The organism is Pseudomonas costantinii (assembly GCF_001870435.1).
Taxonomy (GTDB): domain Bacteria; phylum Pseudomonadota; class Gammaproteobacteria; order Pseudomonadales; family Pseudomonadaceae; genus Aquipseudomonas; species Aquipseudomonas costantinii.
The window spans coordinates 266,192-287,602 of record NZ_MDDR01000007.1 but is presented as its reverse complement, the minus strand read 5'-3'; the positions used below and the strand labels follow the sequence as shown (position 1 = coordinate 287,602).

Annotated in this window: 23 protein-coding genes and 1 tRNA gene; 11 read left to right on the top strand and 13 right to left on the bottom strand. The window is 57.1% G+C overall.

The annotated features are described in order from the left end of the window. Window positions 1-3: 3 nt before the first annotated feature. Complete coding sequence (locus tag BFL40_RS06310) at window positions 4-2,148, top strand: 3-hydroxyacyl-CoA dehydrogenase NAD-binding domain-containing protein (RefSeq protein WP_071483136.1); 2,145 nt, start codon at window positions 4-6, stop codon at window positions 2,146-2,148. Between the two features lie 94 nt (window positions 2,149-2,242). Beyond that, entirely contained in the window at window positions 2,243-2,965 is a 723-nt protein-coding gene (locus BFL40_RS06305) for an amidotransferase (RefSeq protein WP_071483135.1), read from the top strand. Here BFL40_RS06305 and BFL40_RS06300 read toward each other — a convergent pair. From BFL40_RS06300 to BFL40_RS06290, 3 genes are all read right to left on the bottom strand, one after another. Further along, window positions 2,962-3,933 (bottom strand): magnesium and cobalt transport protein CorA, encoded by a 972-nt coding sequence (locus BFL40_RS06300; RefSeq protein ID WP_071483134.1) that lies wholly within the window; start codon window positions 3,931-3,933, stop codon window positions 2,962-2,964. The two genes, BFL40_RS06305 and BFL40_RS06300, sit on opposite strands and share 4 nt — an antisense overlap. A 42-nt stretch (window positions 3,934-3,975) precedes the next feature. Further along, window positions 3,976-4,722 carry a 1-acylglycerol-3-phosphate O-acyltransferase gene (locus BFL40_RS06295; RefSeq protein WP_071483133.1) on the bottom strand — a complete coding sequence of 249 codons (747 nt, stop codon included), beginning with the start codon at window positions 4,720-4,722 and terminating at the stop codon, window positions 3,976-3,978. Between the two features lie 214 nt (window positions 4,723-4,936). Further along, complete coding sequence (locus BFL40_RS06290) at window positions 4,937-5,629, bottom strand: crotonase/enoyl-CoA hydratase family protein (protein ID WP_071483132.1); 693 nt, start codon at window positions 5,627-5,629, stop codon at window positions 4,937-4,939. A 336-nt stretch (window positions 5,630-5,965) separates the two neighbouring features. On the opposite strand from BFL40_RS06290, the gene BFL40_RS06285 reads away from it, so the two are divergent. Both BFL40_RS06285 and BFL40_RS33620 read left to right on the top strand, forming a co-directional pair. Continuing rightward, window positions 5,966-6,055: transfer RNA gene (locus BFL40_RS06285), tRNA-Ser, on the top strand. Between the two features lie 313 nt (window positions 6,056-6,368). Further along, a complete protein-coding gene (locus BFL40_RS33620) occupies window positions 6,369-7,571 on the top strand; it encodes a hypothetical protein (RefSeq protein WP_139213500.1) in 1,203 nt (400 codons plus the stop codon). Window positions 7,572-7,638: 67 nt separating this feature from the next. Here BFL40_RS33620 and BFL40_RS06275 read toward each other — a convergent pair whose 3' ends face one another. The 5 genes from BFL40_RS06275 to BFL40_RS06255 form a co-directional block, all read right to left on the bottom strand. Beyond that, window positions 7,639-8,802, bottom strand: coding sequence for an Arm DNA-binding domain-containing protein (locus BFL40_RS06275; RefSeq protein WP_071483130.1), 1,164 nt, complete (start codon window positions 8,800-8,802; stop codon window positions 7,639-7,641). A 269-nt stretch (window positions 8,803-9,071) separates the two neighbouring features. After that, window positions 9,072-9,320 carry a hypothetical protein gene (locus BFL40_RS06270; RefSeq protein ID WP_071483129.1) on the bottom strand — a complete coding sequence of 83 codons (249 nt, stop codon included), beginning with the start codon at window positions 9,318-9,320 and terminating at the stop codon, window positions 9,072-9,074. Between the two features lie 66 nt (window positions 9,321-9,386). Further along, on the bottom strand, window positions 9,387-9,680 hold the full coding sequence (locus tag BFL40_RS06265; protein ID WP_069078051.1) for a hypothetical protein: 294 nt from the start codon (window positions 9,678-9,680) through the stop codon (window positions 9,387-9,389). Window positions 9,681-9,695: 15 nt separating this feature from the next. Further along, window positions 9,696-12,494, bottom strand: a complete 2,799-nt coding sequence (locus tag BFL40_RS06260) for a toprim domain-containing protein (protein ID WP_071483128.1) — start codon at window positions 12,492-12,494, stop codon at window positions 9,696-9,698. A gap of 4 nt (window positions 12,495-12,498) precedes the next feature. Continuing rightward, on the bottom strand, window positions 12,499-12,732 hold the full coding sequence (locus BFL40_RS06255) for a hypothetical protein (protein WP_071483127.1): 234 nt from the start codon (window positions 12,730-12,732) through the stop codon (window positions 12,499-12,501). Window positions 12,733-12,918: 186 nt separating this feature from the next. On the opposite strand from BFL40_RS06255, the gene BFL40_RS34025 reads away from it, so the two are divergent. After that, window positions 12,919-13,152, top strand: coding sequence for a hypothetical protein (locus BFL40_RS34025; RefSeq protein WP_071483126.1), 234 nt, complete (start codon window positions 12,919-12,921; stop codon window positions 13,150-13,152). A gap of 11 nt (window positions 13,153-13,163) precedes the next feature. Here the strand turns inward: BFL40_RS34025 and BFL40_RS06245 are convergent, their stop codons facing one another. After that, window positions 13,164-13,643, bottom strand: a complete 480-nt coding sequence (locus BFL40_RS06245) for a YmfL family putative regulatory protein (RefSeq protein ID WP_305728524.1) — start codon at window positions 13,641-13,643, stop codon at window positions 13,164-13,166. Window positions 13,644-13,672: 29 nt separating this feature from the next. After that, complete coding sequence (locus BFL40_RS06240) at window positions 13,673-13,873, bottom strand: DNA-binding protein (protein WP_071483243.1); 201 nt, start codon at window positions 13,871-13,873, stop codon at window positions 13,673-13,675. A 92-nt stretch (window positions 13,874-13,965) separates the two neighbouring features. On the opposite strand from BFL40_RS06240, the gene BFL40_RS06235 reads away from it, so the two are divergent. The 3 genes from BFL40_RS06235 (at window position 13,966) to BFL40_RS33615 (ending at window position 15,255) form a co-directional block, all read left to right on the top strand. After that, window positions 13,966-14,313 (top strand): helix-turn-helix domain-containing protein, encoded by a 348-nt coding sequence (locus BFL40_RS06235; RefSeq protein ID WP_071483124.1) that lies wholly within the window; start codon window positions 13,966-13,968, stop codon window positions 14,311-14,313. A 100-nt stretch (window positions 14,314-14,413) separates the two neighbouring features. Continuing rightward, the gene (locus BFL40_RS34020) at window positions 14,414-14,590 is read left to right on the top strand and encodes a hypothetical protein (protein ID WP_162843032.1); all 177 of its coding nucleotides are present in this window, start codon (window positions 14,414-14,416) and stop codon (window positions 14,588-14,590) included. Between the two features lie 119 nt (window positions 14,591-14,709). Further along, window positions 14,710-15,255 carry a zinc chelation protein SecC gene (locus BFL40_RS33615; protein WP_139213499.1) on the top strand — a complete coding sequence of 182 codons (546 nt, stop codon included), beginning with the start codon at window positions 14,710-14,712 and terminating at the stop codon, window positions 15,253-15,255. A gap of 136 nt (window positions 15,256-15,391) precedes the next feature. Here the strand turns inward: BFL40_RS33615 and BFL40_RS06225 are convergent, their stop codons facing one another. From BFL40_RS06225 to BFL40_RS06215, 3 genes are all read right to left on the bottom strand, one after another. Then, entirely contained in the window at window positions 15,392-15,640 is a 249-nt protein-coding gene (locus BFL40_RS06225) for an ogr/Delta-like zinc finger family protein (RefSeq protein ID WP_071483122.1), read from the bottom strand. Window positions 15,641-15,744: 104 nt separating this feature from the next. Continuing rightward, window positions 15,745-16,584 (bottom strand): phage portal protein, encoded by an 840-nt coding sequence (locus tag BFL40_RS06220; RefSeq protein WP_071483121.1) that lies wholly within the window; start codon window positions 16,582-16,584, stop codon window positions 15,745-15,747. Further along, complete coding sequence (locus BFL40_RS06215) at window positions 16,496-18,547, bottom strand: terminase large subunit domain-containing protein (protein ID WP_071483120.1); 2,052 nt, start codon at window positions 18,545-18,547, stop codon at window positions 16,496-16,498. Before BFL40_RS06215 ends, BFL40_RS06220 begins: the two co-directional genes overlap by 89 nt. A 162-nt stretch (window positions 18,548-18,709) precedes the next feature. Between BFL40_RS06215 and BFL40_RS06210 the strand changes: the two genes are divergently transcribed. Genes BFL40_RS06210 through gpM form a run of 3 tightly spaced genes read left to right on the top strand, consistent with a single transcriptional unit; the run spans window position 18,710 to window position 21,370 of the window. Continuing rightward, window positions 18,710-19,627, top strand: a complete 918-nt coding sequence (locus tag BFL40_RS06210; protein WP_071483119.1) for a GPO family capsid scaffolding protein — start codon at window positions 18,710-18,712, stop codon at window positions 19,625-19,627. Between the two features lies 1 nt (window position 19,628). Continuing rightward, window positions 19,629-20,648, top strand: a complete 1,020-nt coding sequence (locus BFL40_RS06205) for a phage major capsid protein, P2 family (RefSeq protein WP_071483118.1) — start codon at window positions 19,629-19,631, stop codon at window positions 20,646-20,648. Next, window positions 20,645-21,370, top strand: coding sequence for a phage terminase small subunit (gene gpM, locus BFL40_RS06200; RefSeq protein WP_071483117.1), 726 nt, complete (start codon window positions 20,645-20,647; stop codon window positions 21,368-21,370). The genes BFL40_RS06205 and gpM overlap by 4 nt, the downstream gene beginning before the upstream one ends. Window positions 21,371-21,411 lie beyond the last annotated feature (41 nt).

Genomic DNA, 21,411 nt, shown 5'->3' with positions numbered 1-21,411 from the left:
GTCATGACCGAAGCCATTCGTTACGAAAAAGGCCAGGACCAGATTGTGGTGCTGACCCTCGACATGCCCGGCCAGAGCGCCAACACCATGAACGGCGTGTACCGCGAGGCCATGGCGGCCACCGTCGCGCGCCTGGACGCTGAGAAGGAAACGATCGTCGGGGTCGTCATCACCTCGGCGAAGAAGACTTTTTTTGCAGGCGGTGACCTCAATGAATTGATCAAAGTCGACAAGGCCCACGCCAGGGATTTCTACGACGGCGTGCTGGTGTTAAAAGCGCAACTGCGCCGCCTGGAAACCCTCGGCAAACCGGTGGTGGCCGCGATCAATGGCGCGGCGCTGGGCGGCGGCTGGGAGATTTGCCTGGCGTGCCATTACCGGGTCGCACTGGACGATAAGTCGGTGCAGCTTGGCTTGCCTGAGGTCACCTTGGGTTTGTTGCCGGGCGGCGGTGGGGTGGTGCGCATGGTGCGCATGCTGGGGTTGGAAAAGGCCTTGCCGTATTTGCTGGAAGGCAAAAAAGTCCGGCCGCAGCAGGCGTTGCAAGCCGGCTTGATCAATGAGCTGGCGGCGGATCGCGATGAGCTGCTGGCCAAATCCCGTGCCTGGATTCTCGCCAATCCTGAGGCAAAGCAGCCCTGGGACAACAAGGCTTATCAGATTCCCGGCGGTACGCCGTCGAACCCGAAAGTGGCGCAGATGCTCGCCATCGCGCCGTCGATTTTGCGCAGTAAAACCAACGGCTGCTTCCCGGCCCCGGAGAAAATCCTCTGTGCTGCCGTGGAAGGTGCTCAGGTGGATTTCGACACTGCGCACCTGATCGAAACCCGCTACTTCACCGAGTTGGTGATCGGGCAAGTGGCGAAAAACATGATCGGCACCTTCTGGTTTCAGCTCAATGAAATCAATGCGGGTAGCTCGCGGCCAAAAGGGTTTGCGCCTTATGTCACGCGCAAAGTCGGTGTGCTTGGCGCCGGGATGATGGGCGCGGGCATCGCCTATGTCAGCGCCAGTGCAGGCGTCGAAGTGGTGCTCAAGGACATCAACCTTGCAGCTGCCGAGAAGGGCAAGGCGCACTCAGCCGCGCTGTTGGACAAGAAGGTCAGCCGTGGGCAATTGACCGCTGAACAGCGGGAAATCACCCTGGCGCGGATTCAGCCTACGGCCTTCGATGCCGACCTGGCGGGCTGCGATCTGATCATTGAAGCTGTGTTCGAAGATCGCGAGCTCAAGGCCAAGGTCTCGGCCGCGGCGCAAAGCGTGGTCGGTGCCGACACGGTGATCGCTTCCAACACGTCCACGCTGCCCATCAGCGGCCTGGCTAAAGCAGTGCCGGATCAAGGCAAATTCATCGGCCTGCATTTCTTCAGCCCGGTCGACAAAATGCCCTTGGTGGAAATCATCAAGGGCGCCCAGACCAGCGACGAAACCCTGGCTCGAGGTTTCGACTTCGTACTGCAAATCAAGAAAACCCCGATCGTGGTCAACGACAGTCGCGGCTTCTTCACCTCGCGGGTATTCGGCACGTTCACCAATGAAGGCATCGCCATGCTCGGCGAAGGCGTGGCTGCGCCGATGATTGAAACCGAGGCGCGCAAGGCGGGTATGCCGGTGGGGCCGTTGGCGGTCTCGGACGAAGTGTCCCTCAGCCTGATGAGCCATATCCGACAGCAGACGGCCAAAGATCTGCAGGCCGAAGGCAAGGCTCTGCCGACGCATCCAGCGACGCTGGTGATCGATCTGTTGGTGAACGAGTACAAACGTGCTGGCAAGGCGGCGGGCGGTGGTTTTTACGACTATCCCGCAGGCGGGCAGAAACACCTGTGGCCAGAGCTGAAAGCCCGTTTCGAACAGCCAGGTAAGCAGATTTCGCCGAAGGACGTACGGGACCGCCTGCTGTTTATCCAGGCCATCGAAACCGTACGTTGTGTGGAGGAGGGGGTGTTGATGTCCACGGCGGATGCCAACGTTGGTTCGATCTTCGGGATTGGCTTTGCTGCGTGGAGTGGTGGCGCGTTGCAGTTTATCAACCAGTACGGGTTAAACGACTTCATCGCCCGCGCCCGCTACCTGGCCGAGCAGTATGGGGAGCGCTTCTCGCCACCGGCGTTGTTGCTGGAAAAGGCTGCACAGGGTGCTAGTTTCTAGTGAATAGGCACACCGGCGGGGCTTGCCTTGAGGGGGTGTTTCAAGGCAGGCTCTGGGGTGTGCATTATTCCCATCACCGTGTCAGGTATTTTTTATGTCGCTACGCGTCTGTATCCTGGAAACCGATATCCTGCGTCCAGGTTTGATCGATCAGTACCAAGGGTACGGGCAGATGTTCAAGCGCCTGTTTTCCAAGCAACCGATTGCCGCCGACTTTGTCGTTTACAACGTGGTGCAGGGTGAATACCCATCGGATGATGAGGTGTTTGACGCGTACTTGGTGACTGGCAGCAAGGCTGATTCCTTCGGCCCCGACCCGTGGATCCAGACCCTCAAGACTTACTTGCTTGAGCGCTATGAGCGCGGTGACAAGTTGCTGGGCGTGTGTTTCGGTCACCAGTTATTGGCGCTGCTGTTGGGCGGCAAGACTGAACGCGCGAGCAAAGGCTGGGGCATGGGCATTCACGACTACAAGCTCAATGCCAAGGCGCCGTGGATGAGCCCGGTGGTGGAAGAACTGACCCTGTTGATCAGTCATCAGGACCAAGTCACCGCCCTGCCGGACAACGCCACCGTGATCGCTTCCAGCGATTTTTGCCCGTTTGCGGCGTACCACATCGAAGACCAAGTGCTGTGCTTCCAGGGCCACCCTGAATTCATTCACGACTATTCCCGCGAGTTGCTGGAGATTCTTCAGACAACCCTGGGAGAGAAGGTCTACACCCACGGCGTCGCGAGCCTCGAGCGGGACCACCACGGCGCAACCGTGGCGGAATGGATGATGCGCTTTGTGGCGCACAAGCCCGAGGCGGCTTAAAGCCAGCCCGAACGCTTGAAGCTGACCCACAAACTGGTGCAGCCCACCGTAATAAACCCGAGCACCGCAAAATAGCCGTACTGCCATTGCAGCTCGGGCATGTTCTGGAAGTTCATCCCATAAATCCCCGCCACCGCCGTGGGGAACGCCAGGATCGCCGCCCACGCGGCGAACTTGCGCTGCACTACGCTTTGGCGTGACGCCTCCAGCAACACACCAATCTCGATGGTCTGGCTCGCGATATCGCGCAGGGTGGTGAGGTCTTCCATTTGCCGTGTGACATGGATCTGCACATCGCGGAAATACGGGCGCATGTTCTTGTCGATAAACGGGAAGCTCAGCTTCTGCAACTCTTGGCTGATCTCCACCATCGGCGCCACATAACGCTTGAGGCGCAACACATCGCGGCGCAGGCCGTGGAGGTTCTGGATATCAGTTTCGTTGAGAGAGTTGCACAACACATTGCGCTCCAACTCATCGATTTCGGCATGGATCGCCTCGCTCACCGGCTGGTAGTTCTCGGTGACGAAATCCAGCAGTGCATAGAGTACGAAGTCCTCCCCATGCTCCAGCAACAGCGGTCGCGCCTCACAGCGTTGGCGCACATAGCCGTAGGACGCCGAGTGCCCGTTGCGCGCGGTGATGATGTAGCCGTTGCCGGCAAAGATATGGGTTTCGATAAACACCAGCTTGCCGTTCTCGCGCACCGGTGAGTAGGTGACGATAAACAGCGCATCGCCGAAGGTTTCAAGCTTGGGGCGGCTGTGTTTTTCCAGGGCGTCTTCGATGGCCAGTTCATGCAGGTTGAACTGGCGTTGCAGGTTGGCCAGCTCCTGGGCGTTGGGCTCTTCCAGGCCGATCCACACAAAGTGGTCGGGTTTGGCGGCCCAGGCCGCGCCTTCGTCGAGGGTGATATCGGTGACTTTCTTACCGGCGCTGTAGACAGCTGCCGCAACAACTCTACCCATGGTGCTGATCGCTTCTTATTAGGAGGACAGGTGTTGGGCAGCTTAGCTGGAAGCGAGTTCTATTGTTGCGACACTTTGCAGTTCACGGTCCATCGCCGCGATGCATGCATCCATCTGTTCCTGGCAGATCTGCATCAAGCGAGGGACGTCATCCGCAGTCATGCCAGCGGTAGGAATCGGCGGCAAAGAGCGTATGAGTACATCACCACTGTTCCAGCGATTGAGCTGCATATGGTTGACGTACGTGCTGACACACACCTGCACGATGGGCACGCCCGCCGTGATCGCCATATGAAACGCGCCTTTCTTGAAGGGCAGCAGGCCTTTGCCCAGGTTGCGCGTGCCTTCCGGGAACACCCAGATCGACGTGTCCTTATGCTGCAAGGTGTGAGTGGTGGTCAGCATCGCGCGACGTGCCTTGTGCGCATTGCCCCGGTCGATCAGCACGTTGCCCGCCAGCCAGAACAGTTGGCCGAACAGTGGCACCCATTTCAGGCTCTTTTTAGCGATACACACGGTGCGGTAGGGCACCACGGTGCCGAGCACAAACAGGTCATAGTTGGACTGGTGGTTGGCGATGATCACGCAGCTGTTGGGCTTGTTTCGCAGCGAGTCGACATCGGCCTTCACATTCAGCCGCAACAACCACATCGCAGGCAGCCCGTAGAGACGCGCGCACAGGCGGCTGTTGTCCGGGTTGAACGGCCGGCAGATGCCCAGCAGCACGCCCAAACAACCTGCGAGCATAAAGTGCAGGCCCATCAACAACATACGTAACAGAAAAAGCATCGACACGGCCCATCGGGACAAAAGGTGGCGCAGTGTACGGATGTGCACTGTATTCGGCAATTGCCCCTACAGACGTAGGAGATAGGCGATGTTTAAGCACATGTTTCAGTATGTGCCGACACAGGCTGGCTAGAGCGGCTTAAGGCGTTTCGAGTTTATTTGTAAGAAAAAGCCCGACTCAAGGTCGGGCTTTGGCATATCAGAGGCAACGGGATTAGCCGAGGATATGGCCCTGGTCCTGGATGATGGCGTCATCCAAAGCGTCCAGCAGCCCCTTACGCACCTTCAACTTGGTGTGCTTGTGGGCATTCATGTTGATCTTCTTCAACTGACGCGCCGCTTCCAGCGCCGCCGCGTGCAACTCCTCCGGCTCCACCACCTTATCCAGGAAGCCCGCTTGCAGTGCGCCTTGCGGGTCAAACATCTCGGCATTAATCACCGAGCGATGAAACGCCGACTTACGCAGACGATCCCGCGCCAGCTCAATACCGGCGTGGTGCATGGTCATGCCGATCGCCACTTCATTCAGGCCAATGCTGAACGGGCCCTCCACACCAATCCGATAATCCGCCGACAACAGCAGGAAAGCGCCCTTGGCCACCGCATGCCCAGGGCACGCCACAATCACCGGGAACGGGTGCGACAACAGGCGACGCGCCAGCGTCGAGCCGGAAGTCACCAAGCCAATCGCCTCTTTAGGCCCGGCTGTCATCACCTTCAAATCATAACCACCCGACAGAATTCCCGGCGTCCCGGTGATGACCACCACCGCCCGATCCTTCTCGGCCTGATCCAGCGCTTCATTAAACGCGCTGACCACCGCCGGAGAAATGGCATTCACCTTGCCGTTGCTCAAGGTCAGAGTCGCGATACCGTCTTCGAGGTGGTAAGAGATCAACTCACTCATGACGCGGTTCCTTGTAAGGCTTGTTATAGATAGGCTGTTTATAGACGTGCATGCGCAGACGTTACCCACCACGCCCGCCCCGGTAAAGCGCCGTGACTGACTACCCAGTCAGACTTTTCCCGCACACTCAAGGGTAGACGGCCCGGAGCAGGGCGCAGCAGCCCTGTCAGACACGTGCTACCAATGCCTGAGAATGGCAGAATCACCGCCCCTTGCCGGGCGTGTAACGGCATAACCGTCTAACCGCATGAAAATTCTGAAAAAAACCTTTGCCATCAGAAAGGCTTTCGACTACATTAGCGCGCCTCGACAGACTGAACTGGTTTGACGAGATACGGTGAAGTGTCCGAGTGGCTTAAGGAGCACGCCTGGAAAGTGTGTATACAAGAAATTGTATCGAGAGTTCGAATCTCTCCTTCACCGCCACATTCTGAAAACGCAAACCCCTGATTTTCCTAGAGAAAGTCGGGGGTTTGTGGTTTTTGGCGTCTGAAAAATGACCATATGGGACAGATCTGGGACAGATGGCCTGCTTAGGTCACCGGTCGGTGCAGACGCAGGTTGCAGGGCTAGAGGCGGATTGATAGCTGTCTGTGCACTACACAGTTAGCTAGCACTGAGCAACTCCTGATGAACAGGATCATCAACCTGGAGCACTGGTGAAAAACATACGCTTCGTGAAAGGATGCTATCTAATCAATACGTGAGAGGATCGAATTGAGGTCCTTAGGGGGAGCAGATGAAACACTACCAAGACATGGAAACGGGTGCGGTCTATGCGTTTGAGGATGACCATGATCTTAGTCTATTAGAGGGCCGAAATATGCCTTCGGTGCTTTCTGAAGTTGTTAAGCCTAAGCCTGATGATTCATACGTTTGGTTTGAAAGTGATTGGATTAAGCAGGAAGACGCTCCACTAGGATATGTGCAGCCAATGTCAAGTGTTCCAGCATATAATCCAGCATGGATAGTTCACCTTCACCCTTATACGACGGTATGTCGTGATGCAATCTCAGGTCTGAATATTACGATCGACCAGATTAACCAAAATTCCTATGATGGCCAAAAGCTTGCTGAAATTGTTTCAATCCTTCCATTAGGAACTCCAAGCGGTATACCTGCGCTTATAAGCTTTGATGGGGGTGTTGCTATTCCTCAGTGTGCTGATTTTCCAACAAAGTCTCGCGGAGTTAGTAAGCTTAATGAGATTCTTTGTAGTATTTTGCTGGGGGGTATACATGCGAAAGTGCTTCATCCTGAAGCAGTTGTCATAGGTTTTTTGATCGATAAAGTAAAACTTTTTGATTTTACGTCCTCACTGCATTCTCAGCTTAGATCGAATGAGGCGTCTATAAGTGACCGTATCACACTCTTTTATCCAAGAGCATTGATGGCCGTCGACATTCAGAAGGCTTACCTTCAGGGGCAACAAGTAATATCAGCGGTTGGTAACCTGTCACCTTTTTTCCTTCTAAATGGCTATACAGCAATGGTGAATCAAAATAATAGTGATGCACTCAATAACCTTTGGATCGTAGTGGAGCAAGTTACGGAATATCTATGGGTTCATAGATATGAAAAATCAAAAGTGAATTCTTCTAGTGTTGTTGTAAAGCGACATGCGGAGTTAAAAAAACAGCGATCACTCGACAGGGTTTCCTCAAAGCATGAACTTTTGGGTTTGTCTGGTATTATCAACTCTCCATGTCTGGAAGCACTCAATAAGGCACGTCTCAAGCGGAACTTGTTGGTGCATGCAGGCGAGGTGCCGAATTTGCAAGTAGTTATAGACCTTTGGATGGTTCTCCCTGATTTACTTGAGAAGTCGTCAGGAGTTGAACCGCTTGGTATTAGGGCGCTAAATGGAGTTTTTGATAATGATTGGGCTGGGCCTGTCAATACTAACTTTGATGAGTGGGAGGAGATCGCGGCGAAGGTGTAGTTTTTGTTGGGAATAGAATGTTGGCAGAAGGGACTGTCGAAGCTCCCTTCTTGATAGCTGGCTTCTTCTAGAGTCTTAGAGCTAACTGCAGCATCCCCACAACATCCGGCCCATCTTCATTAATCCACGTGCCATAGTGCTGGCGGATCATGTTGCCGTTGGTGTGTCCCATCTGTTCGGCAATCCAGTCGATCGACGCTATCCCTGTGGTAAGCAACTGACTGGCGTACGTGTGCCGGCACTGACCAGGTCCACGATAGCGAACCCCTGCTGCGAGCAAATGAGCCTTGAAAAACCTATCCCGCACCACGAAGTCGCTAACGTGCGGCAGGCCACTTTTTGTATTCAGGAAGACGAAATGCAATTTATGTTGGCGAACGGTCTTGTTATCCCGCTCAACGATATCAACGGTTTCCGCCTTCTTTTTTCGATTGAGCGCATCGATCTTCTGAAGCGCTTCCCAAGCCGGGGCGAGTAGGCGAACCTTGCGCGTCGATCGACGGGTTTTCGTCACCCGATAAGCCCCGCGCACCTTGGACCGTCGGAACGTCACCGTGCCTTGCTCCAGGTCGACATCCTCCCAGGCCAAAGCGATGGTTTCGGAAACCCGGGGGCCGGCCCATATCATGAACTGGACCATCAACAGCTCCTGCGTGCGGTTGGTGTGGGTTTCCAGGATCTGTTTGATTTCCGCCCTGGTGAACGGGTCGGGTGCCCCGGGATCTGGCAGTCGCACCATTAAACCCTCGGTCGGGTCATGCGCCACTTTCATCCTGGTGCGATAGAGCCGGAACACCTGGCGGACGTTGCTGATGATGTCGCGGATGGTCTTGTTTTTGAGCGTTTTCGACAGGGTTACCTGTATCCATTCCTGCAGGTCCAGATGGTCGATATTTTGGATCTGTACCTTCCCCCAGCGCGGCCGTACGTGAACCTCCGCTTTGTTGGCGTAACCCCGATAGCTGGAAGCCGCGACGCTGTTAGCTTTGATCTTCAACCACAAGTCCAGGTAGTGGCCGAATGTGTTTTCCACCAACTTGACCGAGTTGGGAAAGTGCCGTGCGTAATCGAAGGTGCCGGCCTGAATCTCGTACTCGATGATTTCAACCATGCGCTTAGCCTGGGCAACGTTGGCCGGCGTGTTACCGCCCGGGATTGCTTCCCGGCATTTCTCCCCGTTGTATTGAAAATAGATTCTCACGGACTTCCCGCGAGCTTCGACCCCACTCATGTAAACCCCTAACGCTGTGCTTGTGTATCGACAGTCTGACGATCGGAAACAAAAAGGCCCGTTTCCGGGCCAAGTATCTGGTAGCGCATCTTCTGGTGGACGCGGCTTACCCTTTGGGCTTGTGGTTGCGTAGATGTGCGTTCTGCAGCTGGCGCCGCTGGCTGCACTTGTCATGGTTACCTTGGGCGCGCCATCTACCGCACTGATCGCAAAGACTGGTGTAGTCAATGTTCCAGGGGAAGCGCCGCGCTGGTGTTGCTGCAGGACTGTCAGACATTGCGTGATACGCCCCGGGTTGCCGGCTTGGCGAGCAGCTGGGAGACGACGGCGGCATCCGTTTCGCTCAGTTCGCCCAGGGTGCTGGCCATCTGGCTGAGGCTTTCGAGGCGGGTTCGTGATTCAGGGGTTTTGTGTACCAGGTAACCAATGACGGCCGCGCCGATGATCGCGGTGGCCACCAGGTGCCTTGCCGGTGTGGTAGCCTTCGCGCCGCTGTTGCTTAGGTTCTGTGCTTGCATGGTATAGCCCTCTGTTGCGGTTAGGTGTCGGGGAGCTGCAACTCCTCGGCACTGTTTCTTTTAAGGTCAGTCCTTACGGGCTAGGTGGATCACCAGGCCGTCAAAATCCGGCTCATGCTCAACGCATGATTGCCACTCCAACACCCTCAAAATCTGTTGCCTGCTGCAGTCGTCCACCAGGATCTCGCGCTGGCCACCGGCTGCCCGGACTTCCAGGATCTCCAACAAGCCATCTTCCCCATATGCACCGGCCTGGATGATCGGCGCGCTCTCGCCGGTGAACTCCAGGCGGTCTTGCACGGACTGCAGCTTGCTTGTTTTGCCGTCGCCGGCATTGCCCATAAACACTTGGATCTGCATCGGTCTTGCTCTCCTTTACGCCTTGAATGTCCAGCACTTCACTGTGGTCGGCCGGGGTTGGGAACACGGGTTGCGGCCGTTGAACGCAGCACGTACGGCGCTGTGTACGGCCTTGTTGCTATCCAGGAACTTGCGTGAACGGGACTCTTTGAGCAGGTCGCGCAACGTGGCCACGTCGGCCAGCTTCTGTTTGTGTTCGGCGGCGCGTTCGCAAAACTCGTTGAGGTTGATAGCGATCACGCTGGGGTCGCTGCTGTGGTCGACCACTGGGTCTTCGCTCAAGGATTCGAGGTAGTCGTAGACCTCCCAAAACTCGGCTACGGCCGCATGGTCGGAGCTGATCGAGGCCTGGCGCTCGATGGCCATCCGCACGATCTGGCGCTGCGTAGCAGCGACCTGGGGGTCACTCAATTTCAGTACCAAGCGAATGCCATCCAGCAGCGAGAGCATTTGCGCGTGGTTTTTGCTGATGCGCTCCACGCGGATGTAGCCGCGCAAGTCATAGCCGCAGCTGGTGCAATTGCCCTGGTCACTGACATAGGCCGTGCTGCAGGCGAAACAATGGGTGTGCAAACGGCGCAGCTTCGATTCGTGTTCGGGCATACGCTGGGCGAACAGCTCAAGCACCGCGGACTCCTTGCCCACGGCCCTTAACAGGAAGTGGCTCAGGGTGCCGCCGTCCAGGGCGTTGAGTTGATCCGCTGCAGCACGGCTTTCAGGTGTGACGGTCGGGCGCACGAAGTGCAGCTTCACAATCCGCGTCATGATTGCTTCGTGAGCGACCACAGCCGCGTTCTGGCTGATGGCGATCGTTCCTCGGAATGGCGGCTCGTACGTCTCGTTGCCGGCCGTCTTGACGCCTTTCGTGGCCAGGGTGCCCCCGCCGTAGAAGTCTTTCAGCTCATCCCATTCAAAGGTCTTAGCGTGCGCTCGATCGTCGCCGTGGCGATCGGCCTCCAGGAATACAACTGGCATGCCGGAGACCTGGCCCATCAGTCGAGAGCGGCCGGCCTTGGTAGATTTCATAGGATCAAATCCTTCATAGCCTTCGCGGCCGAGCAGTTTCCAAAGGAGATTCAGCAGAGTTGTTTTGCCGGCGCCGGCTTCACCTGTGGCCTCCAGGAACGGGAAGGACTGGTAACGGGCGCGTATCTGTTCGCAGTACAGCGAGCCGAAGAAAAACACTAATGCGACGAAGCCCTGGGCGCCGAAGCAGGTCCACAGCAATTGCACCCACTTCTCGTCAAAGCCCTTTGCTTCGCGCTGCAGCTTGATCGGGACGCCTTTCTGCAGGGTCTTCAGACGCAGCTTGCCGAACTCGAAGTAGTCTTCGCTGTTGACCTTGTAGGTGGTGCCGTCCTTGATCGCGATGTCGCCATAGACGTAGCAGGCGTACTCCTTGCTGTAGCCCACGTAGTCGATGGTCGAAACCGTTTTGATGCCGAACAGCTGATCTTTCATGAGCTTGTCGAGTTGCTGGCCACTGCCGGTAAACATTGCCCCAGCCGCCATGCCGAGCAGCCGCTTTTTGAACTCGCTTGCGGCCGACAGCTGGCCGCTGGTGAAGGTGTTTTTCACGCTTTCGGAGTCGTGGGGGAAGTCCACGCGCATGTAGTACCAGGACTCGTCCGTCACCTCGTTACGTTGGAAATACAGCGCCTGGGGGTAGCAGTTGGCGATCTCCACGACGCTGCCGGACTGCTGCAGCGCTTTTTCGCGTTGTTGCGCTTGGTTGAGCAGTTGGTCGTCGTGGTTCTCGCTGTCCTCGATGTCGGACATGGCTCGGTTAAATTTCTCCATGTCCAATTTGAACCAGTACAGACGGCTCCCAAAGCCCAGGTGAAATTCCCCGCGCTTGTTCCAGTCGTACATGAGCAATGCCTTTTCCGCTGCGCTCTCGGCCAGCAGCAGGGCGCCCTGGTGGCGGGCTTGCTTGAGGTCGGTCGCGATCTGGTCGGCGCGTTTGGTTTCGTCCTGGATGAAGCTCCAGCGTTGGTGAAGATCGTTCCAGTCGGACTTGCGACCGTCGCGCTGCGGGATCTGTGCTGACTCGCAGACGAAGCCCAGGGCACGGGCTTCGCGCACCCAACGACGGGTGTAGGCGTTTGCGCTTGGTTCGTTGTCCAGAGCCCAAACCAGTTTGGGAAGCTTCCCGCCTTCCCGGGTTTTAACCAGTTCCTTGATGGAGTCGCCGGGGAACGCGTTGGATGACATTGCAGACACGGCCGCGATGTCGTTATGCACCAGGGCGATGGCGTCAAAGATCCCTTCGACAATCCAGATCTCCTTGGCTTCCAGCAGGTCGACGCAGGGTGGGCACCACCAGACGCCGCGATAGCTGTCCTTGGATTTGAAGCGGGCTTTCATCTTGCCGAAGCGGTGCGGCTGATCGATCAGGCGTTCCCACCAGCCGCCTTTCTCCAGGGCGAACCGCACAGTGGCGCTGCCGGCGTTGTGTTCAACGGAATAGAACGTTTCCTGGGTGAACCACCCTTGGATAAGCTCAAAGCGAAAGCCCCGGGCGAACTCCAGGTAAGCGCGTGCTGTGGCGTTGGGATGTTGGTCTGTCGCCGGCGCACGTTTGCTCCAGTCTTCAAACAGATCGTCGTACAGCTCTTTCACGTGCAGGGTGTGGCCACACTTTTCAGGGCGACCACAGATCACCATCCATGGCGTGTCAAAACGGGAGTACAGCTCTTTCTTTTTGCACTTCGGGCACGTGCCGCCGCGCATGTAGTCGGTGCCCGTGCGGTGCTTGAGCCCAAAGTCGGACTGGAGGCGTTGCAACACGTCTTGGCGAAGATCTTCTTTCATGGGGTTACTTCACTGCTTTGAGGCTGTGGGACAGGGCTGCCATAAGGCGTTTTTGTGCAGCCATGACCGGGATGTGGGCGAGGATTGCGCCATGGCGAAGACCGTCTGCGACAAAGCGGAATTGGTCGTCGTACCAATGTTCATTGAGGCTCAAGCGATACTGTTCACGCAGCGCGGCCAGCAACGCTTCGGCCTCGGCCGGGGGCAGTTGAGTGGTGACAATTACGGCGTTTACCATCGTTAAACCTCGATTTCGGGCGCAGCTCACCCAAACCCACGGGACGCGGGGCCGGTGATTGGTTAAGGGGTGTTAGGTTGCGGAGGTAATGCGGGTGGCGCGGCCAGCGGATATCAGGTGTTCATAGATCAGATGGACCGGGACCGACCAAGCGCAGCCGCGCACAGGGTCAGTTATGATCACGGCATGAGATTCGCTTGCCTTGAGGTCAATCCGCTGCCGAACATTGATTTCGGCAAGGTCGCCCAAGGCCTCACAAGTGATTCGAAGCGCAAACGCCTTGTCGGCCTGGAAGCTATCCACCAGGTGGTTGACGGTCCGTTCAATGAATTGACCCTGATCGCCCAAGTGTTCGGCCTGGTGACGTTCGAGGAATGCGAGCGCAGCGGCCCGGATGGTGCTGCGATAGTCCATGTCTGAGCAGGCATTTTTCATTTGGCTATCCCCGATTTGGCGCGGTAGAGATCGATCGCTGCATAGACCTCGGCAGTCCGAGCTGCCATGTGCAACGTGTGGGCGTTCTGAATCAGCTCGGCTTCGGCGTCGGTAATCACACCGTCTTCCAGCGCCTGGGCTATGGCTTGGTCGACCGTTCCTTGTTTGGCCGAACTCTGCATAGCCCGTGCATACATTTCCACGTTGTCCAGGTGCTCGGGGTGGATCACCGGTACGAACATTCCGCCGTACATAGCCGCCACGTAGTTTGGAAAGTGCTGGGTGCCCGTGACTTGCTCCAGTTGGAAGATCTGCGTATCCGTCAAAGGGCGGCAGTTGTTGTTCTCATAGGCGTGGTTATCAAACTTCTTGAGTGGCAGGCCGATCCGGGCGGCGGCGCATTCGCGGCCACCTTCGAAGGTGCAAATAATTGCACTTACAACTTCGCGACGCGTTTTTAGAACCTGGCTTTCCATCTTCTGCTGTTCCCTCAGTGCGTTGGCCATTACTGTGCGATCACGCCGTCTTTGATGCCGAGCAACACGGCGGCGCGATGTGCCTCCCCCCGGCGACCTTTGAGCCGACCGTTCAATAGGTCGCTGACTAAATTTTTATTCAATCCGTGCTGGCGACTGAATTCCGCGATGCTCACTCCCTTGTGATCAAGAGCGGCCCGGGCTTGCTCGGGTGTAATGGTGGCGGGCATCATGTCTACTCTGTTTGTTTGTGGTTGTTTCTGTTTGTCTGTGGCGATTCTTGGTCAAAAAATTGACCAGGTCAAGTGTGGTGAATAAAAAAATGCTCATAGCTGATGGAGTAGGTGATCGCCTAAGGGAAGAGCGCGAGCGCTTAGGTTTGAATCAAACTGATTTTGGGACGTTGTTGGGGGTCAGCCGTGGGACTCAGAAAAATTACGAGTTAGGCGCTAATTCTCTAGACCTGCGCTATGTCTCCGCACTGACGGAACATAAGGTTGACGCGGGTTACGTGCTTTCTGGTCATCGATCTCCCCCACCTGGTCAGGGGCTTGATCCTGCGGAAGCGGATTTGGTTGAGCAGTTCAGACGCCTACCTCCTGATGATCAAAAAACTGTGCGGAGGATCGTTAAGTCCATGGCTGCCGAGGCCGATGTGCAGTCCGATTAAGTTGTAACAATTTGCGTGTGCTCAATGAAATGGCTGCGTCAAAGTGGCAATCACTGCCCAATACCTCCGATTCAGCAAATGCATTAACGGAGCAGTACGCATGTTGGATCGCAAGAAATTGGAAAGCAGTTATCGCGACTCGGTTGGTTGTGAGTGGTTGGAATTGACGGCTTTGGAAGTCCGCCTTATCAAGCTCTACCGACAAATATCTGAGAAGGACCGTAAACAGGTTCGACGCATTGCTGGTTACCTCGCTGAACCATCTGATATCGAATGATCGACCTGGTTGAATACTGAAAGCGTGCGCCGACCCTCTTAGGTCGGCGCTTTCCACCAGCGCCAAGCTGATCGAACAGCCACCGTTCTAACAGCGGACCACAGAAAAAGGACTTAAAGATGGCGATACCAAGACCAGGAAATATTCAATCAGCCCATGTTCTGGAATTCTGTGACAGCGTTGTTCCTGGACAACCTCCCATTTTGGTCCCGCATGAACCTCTGGCTAACAAGCCAATGCTGGAATGTCTCACTATCGTCCCAGAGCATGTGGCCCGTCACGGCGGAAAACAACTTACGGGCTGGGCCATTTGGGAAGGTACCCATATCATCGAAGCCGAGTTCCACGCTGTCTGGCAGGATCCTGAGGGACGCATCGTTGACTTGACACCCCGCCCGCCGGAATTGGCTTTGGTCAACATCCTCTTCCTGGAAGACCCTAGCCGTGAATACACCGGTAGACAGATCGATAACGTCCGAAAGCCGTTGGTGGACAGTTTCAACGTGAAGCGTCTTATCAAATTGATGGAAAGACGATTTGAAATATTGAACGAGGGTGATTTGGCCGACCAATATGAGATCCAGCTTCCCCCGGCCGTCGAGCGGGAATACCGGGAGCTCGAAAAGGAGGTGATGAAGTTGCAACTTAGGCTTTCGAAGTTCTGATGCAAGGCCAACAGAGCGGTTTTTATGGACCAAAATTTTCATAGTCTGCGTATTCCTTGAGTCGTCCTTTTCCACATAACTCAAAATGATCGAGCCTCTACGAATCGCCGGTTTGCTGCTGGCGGTTCAGTCTCGATCATGCCGCGCCCAACTGGTCGAATAGCTCCCGTTGTTTCGCCCTGGGCATATCCCTCAAACGATCAAACAGCATTCTTTCGTAGGATTGGGCGGAAGGACTGAGCGTGTGCGAAAACGTCAAATTCGCCACCCAGGTGTGCCCGCACGTTGCGTCGAGACACTGGCAGTAGAGCTTCGCGAAATCCCGCGATAGCTCCTCCCTCGAAGCAATCCGCCCCTTGTTTCCGCATTTGCATACAACTCTCATTGTGTCCCTCCCCAGGGCAGCCAATAGCCACTATTTTGCCACAAAATGTAGTGATAATTGCTGCTTTATCTCTTAATTGCAGTGCCATCAACTGAGTTTTTTGCTTATTGCCAGCTAATTTTCCTGTCTCTTCGTAATGTGCCATTCAGTTGATCGAACAACTGACAAATCGGTTTGATCTCGTTGCTGGTGTACACCCGGTCAATCTTTTCAATGTCGCCAAAGCCGCCGTTGTTCTCCGGGATGATCCCCGCCAGGGCAGGGTTCATCCGCCATGCCGCAATCACATCGTTGCGCGTGATGTTCTTCACCTTCTCCAACTCGTCCTTTGCCTGGAAGTCCCCCACGGGGATGATCTGGATCGCGTTCTCCTTGCCGTTGGGAATGTTGACGAACATCGAGCGGAAGTTGCCCACGCCCTTGCTGGCACTGATCTGAGCGCGCAGGTTGTCTTCGTCTTCCTCGGTCAGGTCTGGGTCGTTGGTGTAGAAAATGTAGCCCGCGTGCGCGCCGTTGCTGTAGTAGCGCCGGCGGAAGAGGGTCGCGGCTTCATTGAGCAGCAGCGCCTGCAGGCCGCCCAGATAGTCGGGTACGCCGTAGATGTTCTGTTCCACGTCGTAGTCCAAGACGTGTTCGATTTCGTCCTGGTCGAAGTCCATGTACTTACTGTCGGGCAGCAACATCCTGAACCCGCCGTCGACCTTCACCCGCATATTGATGGCCGGCAGGTGCTGCATCTCCAGCACCTCGCCGAAGGCGTTGGTGTCGCGATAGAAATACGCCTCGCCGAACACCATGTAGTCCAGGCTCGCCCGGCCCATGGTCTGCGTGCTGCAGCCCTCAGACGGGATGAACTCACGCAGCAGCAGGTTGCGCTTGAACTTGGGAATGGCGCCGTGGTGCGCGTTGGCGCGCAGCAGTTTGGCTAGACCCGCCCGCGACACCGGTGGCTTGTAGATCTCGCCGTCGTCGCTGAGAAACACCCCCAGGTACTCGCCGATGTTGCCGGAGAGCACCTGTTCGGGTTCCCCGAAGGTGAACGCCCGCATGGGCTGCGGCTGTCGCGCCTGTTGGCTGGTTTGGGGCTTTTTGTGTCGTGGCTTGGGCATTGGTTCCGCTCGTGACGTAGCGGCTACGGCGCCGCTTGTTGGTGTTGAGGGGTTCATTGAAAAGGGCGTGCATGATCGACCAGGCGATATCGGCGTGACCGGTGGCGTCGGTGCGCGAAGCGCTGTAGGTGACTTGGCCGCTGGTGGTGGTGCCGCGCTTGATAGTCAGGAACGCCTGGGCGATGTCGGTCCAGCCGGCGTCCCACTCGATGCGGCTGCCCTGGATCGTGTCCTGGGCCTTGAGGACCAGTAGGTTCTTGGTCTCAAGGCTGTAATGGATCGGCGTGGCTCTAGGGTAGAAGTCTCGCACCAGGTCGAACACGCCATAGCCCACGCCGGTGATGTCGATACCGATGTGTTGGACGTTGAAGCGCTCGGTGAGCTTTTTGACTTGGGCGGCCTGGTAGTTAAACGAATGCCCCCGCCAGCTGTGCTTCTCCAGGATGCGGAATTTCGCCCCGGGTTCCAGCGGCGGAGCGACCACCACGCAGGTGGCGTCGTCGCGGGTGCGGCTTGGGTCGTAGCCCAGCCAGACAGGACTGTTGCCGAACGGCCGATCCAGTTCCGGGTCGTAGTCTTCCCACAGCGACAAGTCGGAGTAGCAGCGCTCCAGATCCTTGAGGCCGAAGGCGCTCTGGCTGCTATCGATGAATTTGCAGTAGAACAGTTGCTGGAATTTGTCTTCGTCGTACTCCAGCTGCAGTTGCTCCAGGTCGAACAGATCGCAGCCGCCATCGATCGCGTCCTGGATGGTGATGGTCTTGCGCCATTGGCCATCGGGGCACAGTGCGCCCTGCGTGTAAGACGCCTCGGTGGGCCAGGTGCCGCCGGCTTTCTTGCCGCGTTTGCTGTTGCGGAACTCTTCCCCCGACCAGAACGGGTACGCCTGGTGTGACACGGCGCTGGGCGTCGAAAAGTAGGTTTTGCGCCACTTCTTGTGGGTGCCCATGGCACTGGCCACGGTGCTGAGTTTTTCGAAGTCGCGGATCCAGAAATACTCATCCACGTACACATGGCCATGGTAGCCCTGGGCGGTGCTGCTGTTGGTCGACAGGAAGCGCAGTTCGGCGCCGTTGCTGAGCGTGATCGGGTTGCCGGTCAGCTCGATGTCAAACCACTGTTTGGCAAACTGGATGATGTAGCTGCGGAAGATCTCCGATTGTGAGCGGCTGGCTGACAGGAACACCTGGTTGTCGCCAGTCAGCACCGCATCCATGAACGCTTCGCCGGCGAAGTAGTAGGTCAGACCCACCTGGCGACTTTTGAGGATGTTGCGGATCCGGCTTGTCAGCGGGTTTTGTTTGGCCGCGAACAACTCCTGCTGATAGCGGTACATCTTGCTGATGAACTTATCCAGGAAGTCGACTTCGGTCAGCCCGCTGATGTCGTTCTTGGCCTTCTTTTCCTTTTTTTTGCCGCCACCCTCGGCACGAACAGAGCGTTCGCCACGCGCGCCCTGGCGACGTTCCTGTGGCTCGCTGGCAGATTCCCCAGCCGATGCCGGCGCCGGTTTGGCCGCTTGTTTCAGCAGCCGTTCGCGAACGACGGTCAGCCTGTCCAGCTCGTTCAGATCGTCTTTCGACAGGCTGCCGACCTTGTCCAGGAGCAGGGTGATTCGTCGGCCGACGGCGGTCAGCGGTTCTTCGTCCGACAGCATGTCTTCCCACCCGCCCTGGCGGATCCAGTAGTAGACGATCCGGATGTTGGGCAGGTTGAGCTGCGCCTGAATTTCCTTGGCTTTACAGCGGCGCAGGAACAGGCGTTTGGCGGCTTCTTTAACTTCGGTCGAGTAGTACATGGGCCGCAGTCTATGCGGCGAAAACGCTGGAAACGCGGGGTTAAATTCCGTGATCCACCTATATCGCGAATATAGGATGAACGCGCATTTGAACCGTTTGTTTGAGCGCGGGCAGCTCCCTATCTTGGCGGCTCATTCAACGATTGAGCGCAGTTATCGCCCATGCCCCGTTCCCTTGTTTCGTTCTGGAAACGTGTCGCGACCAGCGGCATTACCGCCGATGGTCGCGAGATCCTTCCCCAGGAACTGCGCGATATCGCTGAAACCTACAAGCCTTCGAAATACACCGCTGTGATCTGGTGTGAACACCAGCGTGCGGAAGGTTCTTTCGGCACCGTTTACGCGGTGCGTCTGGTTGAAGAGGGCGACGACCTGGAAGAAGGGCAGATCGCCCTGGAGGCCCAGCTCAAGCCCAACGACCGACTGCTGTACCTGAATGACCAAGGGCAGAAGCTGTTCACCAGCATTGAGATTTGGCCGAATTTTGCGGGTAGCGGCAAATCCTACCTAACCGGCCTCGCGGTCACCGATACACCTTCGAGCCTGGGCACCCAGGAACTCTATTTCTCCCGCCAAACCAACAAAGCGACGTACTACGCCGCTGCAGTTGAGCTGGGCGCCTTCGAAGAGGAGCCCCAGGGCGAAGTGGGCAAGCTGATCGGTTTGCTTACTCGCGTTTTCAAGCGCTTCGCGACGGACGCCGAGCCCGTCGAACCTACCAACCCAACCGAGACCGACCCCCCTATGGATGAAGCTACCGCAACGGCCTTAAAAGCCCTGCTGGCTCAACTGCTGATTGTCGCTGCCGGCATTCAGGCCGTGATTGAGCCCGTCGCCGAAGAGGCTCCCGAGCCAGAGCCTGAGCCGATCGATGACGTGCAAGCTGCCGTCGACGGCATCGTCACCACTGCCGAAGAAGAGCGTGAGTTCAGCCGTAAGGGCGGGGCTACCAATAAGGCACTGTTGGCGAGCATGGCGGCGCTGGAAAAGCGTTTCACCGCGCTGCAGAACACCTCCGCCGGTCGCCAGTTGCCCCGCAACCCAGGCCCGGTAAACACCCCACGACGCAAGGTGCTCTGACATGGCCCAGCCATTAAGCGCCCGTGGCGCCAAACAGTATGCCGAGCTTCAGGAAGCGATTGCCGAAGCGTACGGCATCGAAAATTCGACCCGCATGTTCAGTGTGGACCCGACGATTGCCCAGGAATTGAACGACGCGATCACCGCGAAGGCCGACTTCCTGGAGCGTATCAACGTCACTCCGGTCAGCGAGATCAAGGGTGAAAAGGTCTTCATCGGCGTGAATGGTCCGGTCACTGGCCGCACCAACACCAAGACCACCGACCGCGAAGCCAAAGACGCGTCGGCGCTGGATAACAGCACCTACGAACTGGCCGACACCCAGTCGGACGTGGGTTTGCCATACGCCAAGATCGACGCCTGGGCGAAGTTCCCCGACTTCAAAGAGCGCTATTCCGCTGCTGTGCAAAAGCGCATTGCCCAGGATCGAATCGTAATCGGTTTCCATGGCACCCGTGTCGCCACTCAGACCGACCTGGCGGCGAATCCCAAGCTGCAAGATGTGAATAAGGGGTGGCTGCAGCAACTGCGCGAGCAGGCCCCGCAGCAGGTGCTGAAAGAGGGCGCCACCGCTGGCAAGGTCACCTTGGGCGCCGGCGGCGACTACGCCAACCTGGACGCTCTGGTGCACGACACCAAGCAGATGGTGGACGAGATCCTGCGCGAAGACGGCGACCTTGTCGCGATCATCGGCACCGACTTGCTCGCCTCTGACAAGGCCAAGCTGTACACCAAACAGGGCGACACCCCGACCGAAAAAGAGCGCATCGAAAACGCCCAGGTCATTGCCACCTATGGAGGTCTGCCGGCGTTCAGCGTGCCGAACTTCCCGGTCAACGCGGTGTTGGTCACCAGTTGGGACAACCTGTCGATCTACTACCAGGACACCAGCTGGCGTAAGCAGACGATCGAGAACCCGAAGCGCTCTCGCGTCGAGGACTACAACAGCCGCAACGAAGGCTATGTGATCGAGCAGTTGGAAAAGATCGCACTGACCGAAAACGTGGAGCTGTTGGCGTGAGCCTGGCCCTGGCGCACAAGCGCCGCATCCTGGCCTTGGGCAGCACTGCAGTAGCGGCACTTGCCGCTACTGCAGGCATGGCCTACACCCCGGGCGATGCCCTGAGCAGCCCCGCCAATGCGCGCAAACACCTGCTACTGCAGGAAGCGGCCTTGGACCAGGACCTGGCACGTATCAGCGCAATCAACGGCCTGGCAGGACGCCAGGCACTCAAGCGCGAAGAGCTGCTGCCCAAATACCAAGAGTACATCCAGCGCTATTGCGAATCGGGGCTGAACTTCCCCAACCGCGTTGCGGTGCAGGTGATGGTCTGGCTGTTCGATACCGCCCAGTTCGAAGACGCCCTGGAACTGGCCGACTTCCTGATGGCGCAGGGCCAGGAAATGCCGGAGCGCTTCAAGCGCCGGGATATTCAGACCTTTGTGGCCGACGCCGTGTGCGAGTGGGCCTACGCCGAATACAAAGCCAATCGCAGCCCGGAGCCTTACCTCTCTGACCTGCTGCCGCTGGTTGACGGTGAGTGGCAACTGACGGAGCAGATCCCCAGCAAGTACCACAAGTTGATCGGCATACGCGCCATGGAGGCCGAACAGTGGGAAACCGCGCTCAAGCACCTGGAGCGCTCGACGGAGCTGTACGCCCAAGCCGGCAACGACACCCGTATCAAAAGGGTCCGTAAGGCCCTGGAAAAACAAGCGGCTGATACCCCGGCCATCGAATAACCGACTACCCCCCCAGCGGGGACCTGTGGAAGTGAGCCGCC

What these genes read in the sequence shown, in the direction of transcription:
- BFL40_RS06290 (WP_071483132.1), bottom strand. Translation starts at nt 5,629, where the DNA reads ATGAGTGAGTTGATCTCTTACCACCTCGAAGACGGTATCGCGACTCTG.
- BFL40_RS33620 (WP_139213500.1), top strand. Translation starts at nt 6,369, where the DNA reads ATGAAACACTACCAAGACATGGAAACGGGTGCGGTCTATGCGTTTGAG.
- BFL40_RS06275 (WP_071483130.1), bottom strand. Translation starts at nt 8,802, where the DNA reads ATGAGTGGGGTCGAAGCTCGCGGGAAGTCCGTGAGAATCTATTTTCAA.
- BFL40_RS06240 (WP_071483243.1), bottom strand. Translation starts at nt 13,873, where the DNA reads ATGCCCGCCACCATTACACCCGAGCAAGCCCGGGCCGCTCTTGATCAC.
- BFL40_RS06235 (WP_071483124.1), top strand. Translation starts at nt 13,966, where the DNA reads ATGCTCATAGCTGATGGAGTAGGTGATCGCCTAAGGGAAGAGCGCGAG.
- BFL40_RS34025 (WP_071483126.1), top strand. Translation starts at nt 12,919, where the DNA reads ATGAGATTCGCTTGCCTTGAGGTCAATCCGCTGCCGAACATTGATTTC.
- BFL40_RS06215 (WP_071483120.1), bottom strand. Translation starts at nt 18,547, where the DNA reads ATGTACTACTCGACCGAAGTTAAAGAAGCCGCCAAACGCCTGTTCCTG.
- BFL40_RS06210 (WP_071483119.1), top strand. Translation starts at nt 18,710, where the DNA reads ATGCCCCGTTCCCTTGTTTCGTTCTGGAAACGTGTCGCGACCAGCGGC.
- BFL40_RS06305 (WP_071483135.1), top strand. Translation starts at nt 2,243, where the DNA reads ATGTCGCTACGCGTCTGTATCCTGGAAACCGATATCCTGCGTCCAGGT.
- BFL40_RS06300 (WP_071483134.1), bottom strand. Translation starts at nt 3,933, where the DNA reads ATGGGTAGAGTTGTTGCGGCAGCTGTCTACAGCGCCGGTAAGAAAGTC.
- BFL40_RS33615 (WP_139213499.1), top strand. Translation starts at nt 14,710, where the DNA reads ATGGCGATACCAAGACCAGGAAATATTCAATCAGCCCATGTTCTGGAA.
- BFL40_RS06225 (WP_071483122.1), bottom strand. Translation starts at nt 15,640, where the DNA reads ATGAGAGTTGTATGCAAATGCGGAAACAAGGGGCGGATTGCTTCGAGG.
- BFL40_RS06245 (WP_305728524.1), bottom strand. Translation starts at nt 13,643, where the DNA reads ATGGAAAGCCAGGTTCTAAAAACGCGTCGCGAAGTTGTAAGTGCAATT.
- BFL40_RS06255 (WP_071483127.1), bottom strand. Translation starts at nt 12,732, where the DNA reads ATGGTAAACGCCGTAATTGTCACCACTCAACTGCCCCCGGCCGAGGCC.
- BFL40_RS06310 (WP_071483136.1), top strand. Translation starts at nt 4, where the DNA reads ATGACCGAAGCCATTCGTTACGAAAAAGGCCAGGACCAGATTGTGGTG.
- BFL40_RS06265 (WP_069078051.1), bottom strand. Translation starts at nt 9,680, where the DNA reads ATGCAGATCCAAGTGTTTATGGGCAATGCCGGCGACGGCAAAACAAGC.
- BFL40_RS06260 (WP_071483128.1), bottom strand. Translation starts at nt 12,494, where the DNA reads ATGAAAGAAGATCTTCGCCAAGACGTGTTGCAACGCCTCCAGTCCGAC.
- BFL40_RS06270 (WP_071483129.1), bottom strand. Translation starts at nt 9,320, where the DNA reads ATGCAAGCACAGAACCTAAGCAACAGCGGCGCGAAGGCTACCACACCG.
- BFL40_RS06295 (WP_071483133.1), bottom strand. Translation starts at nt 4,722, where the DNA reads ATGCTTTTTCTGTTACGTATGTTGTTGATGGGCCTGCACTTTATGCTC.
- BFL40_RS06205 (WP_071483118.1), top strand. Translation starts at nt 19,629, where the DNA reads ATGGCCCAGCCATTAAGCGCCCGTGGCGCCAAACAGTATGCCGAGCTT.
- BFL40_RS34020 (WP_162843032.1), top strand. Translation starts at nt 14,414, where the DNA reads ATGTTGGATCGCAAGAAATTGGAAAGCAGTTATCGCGACTCGGTTGGT.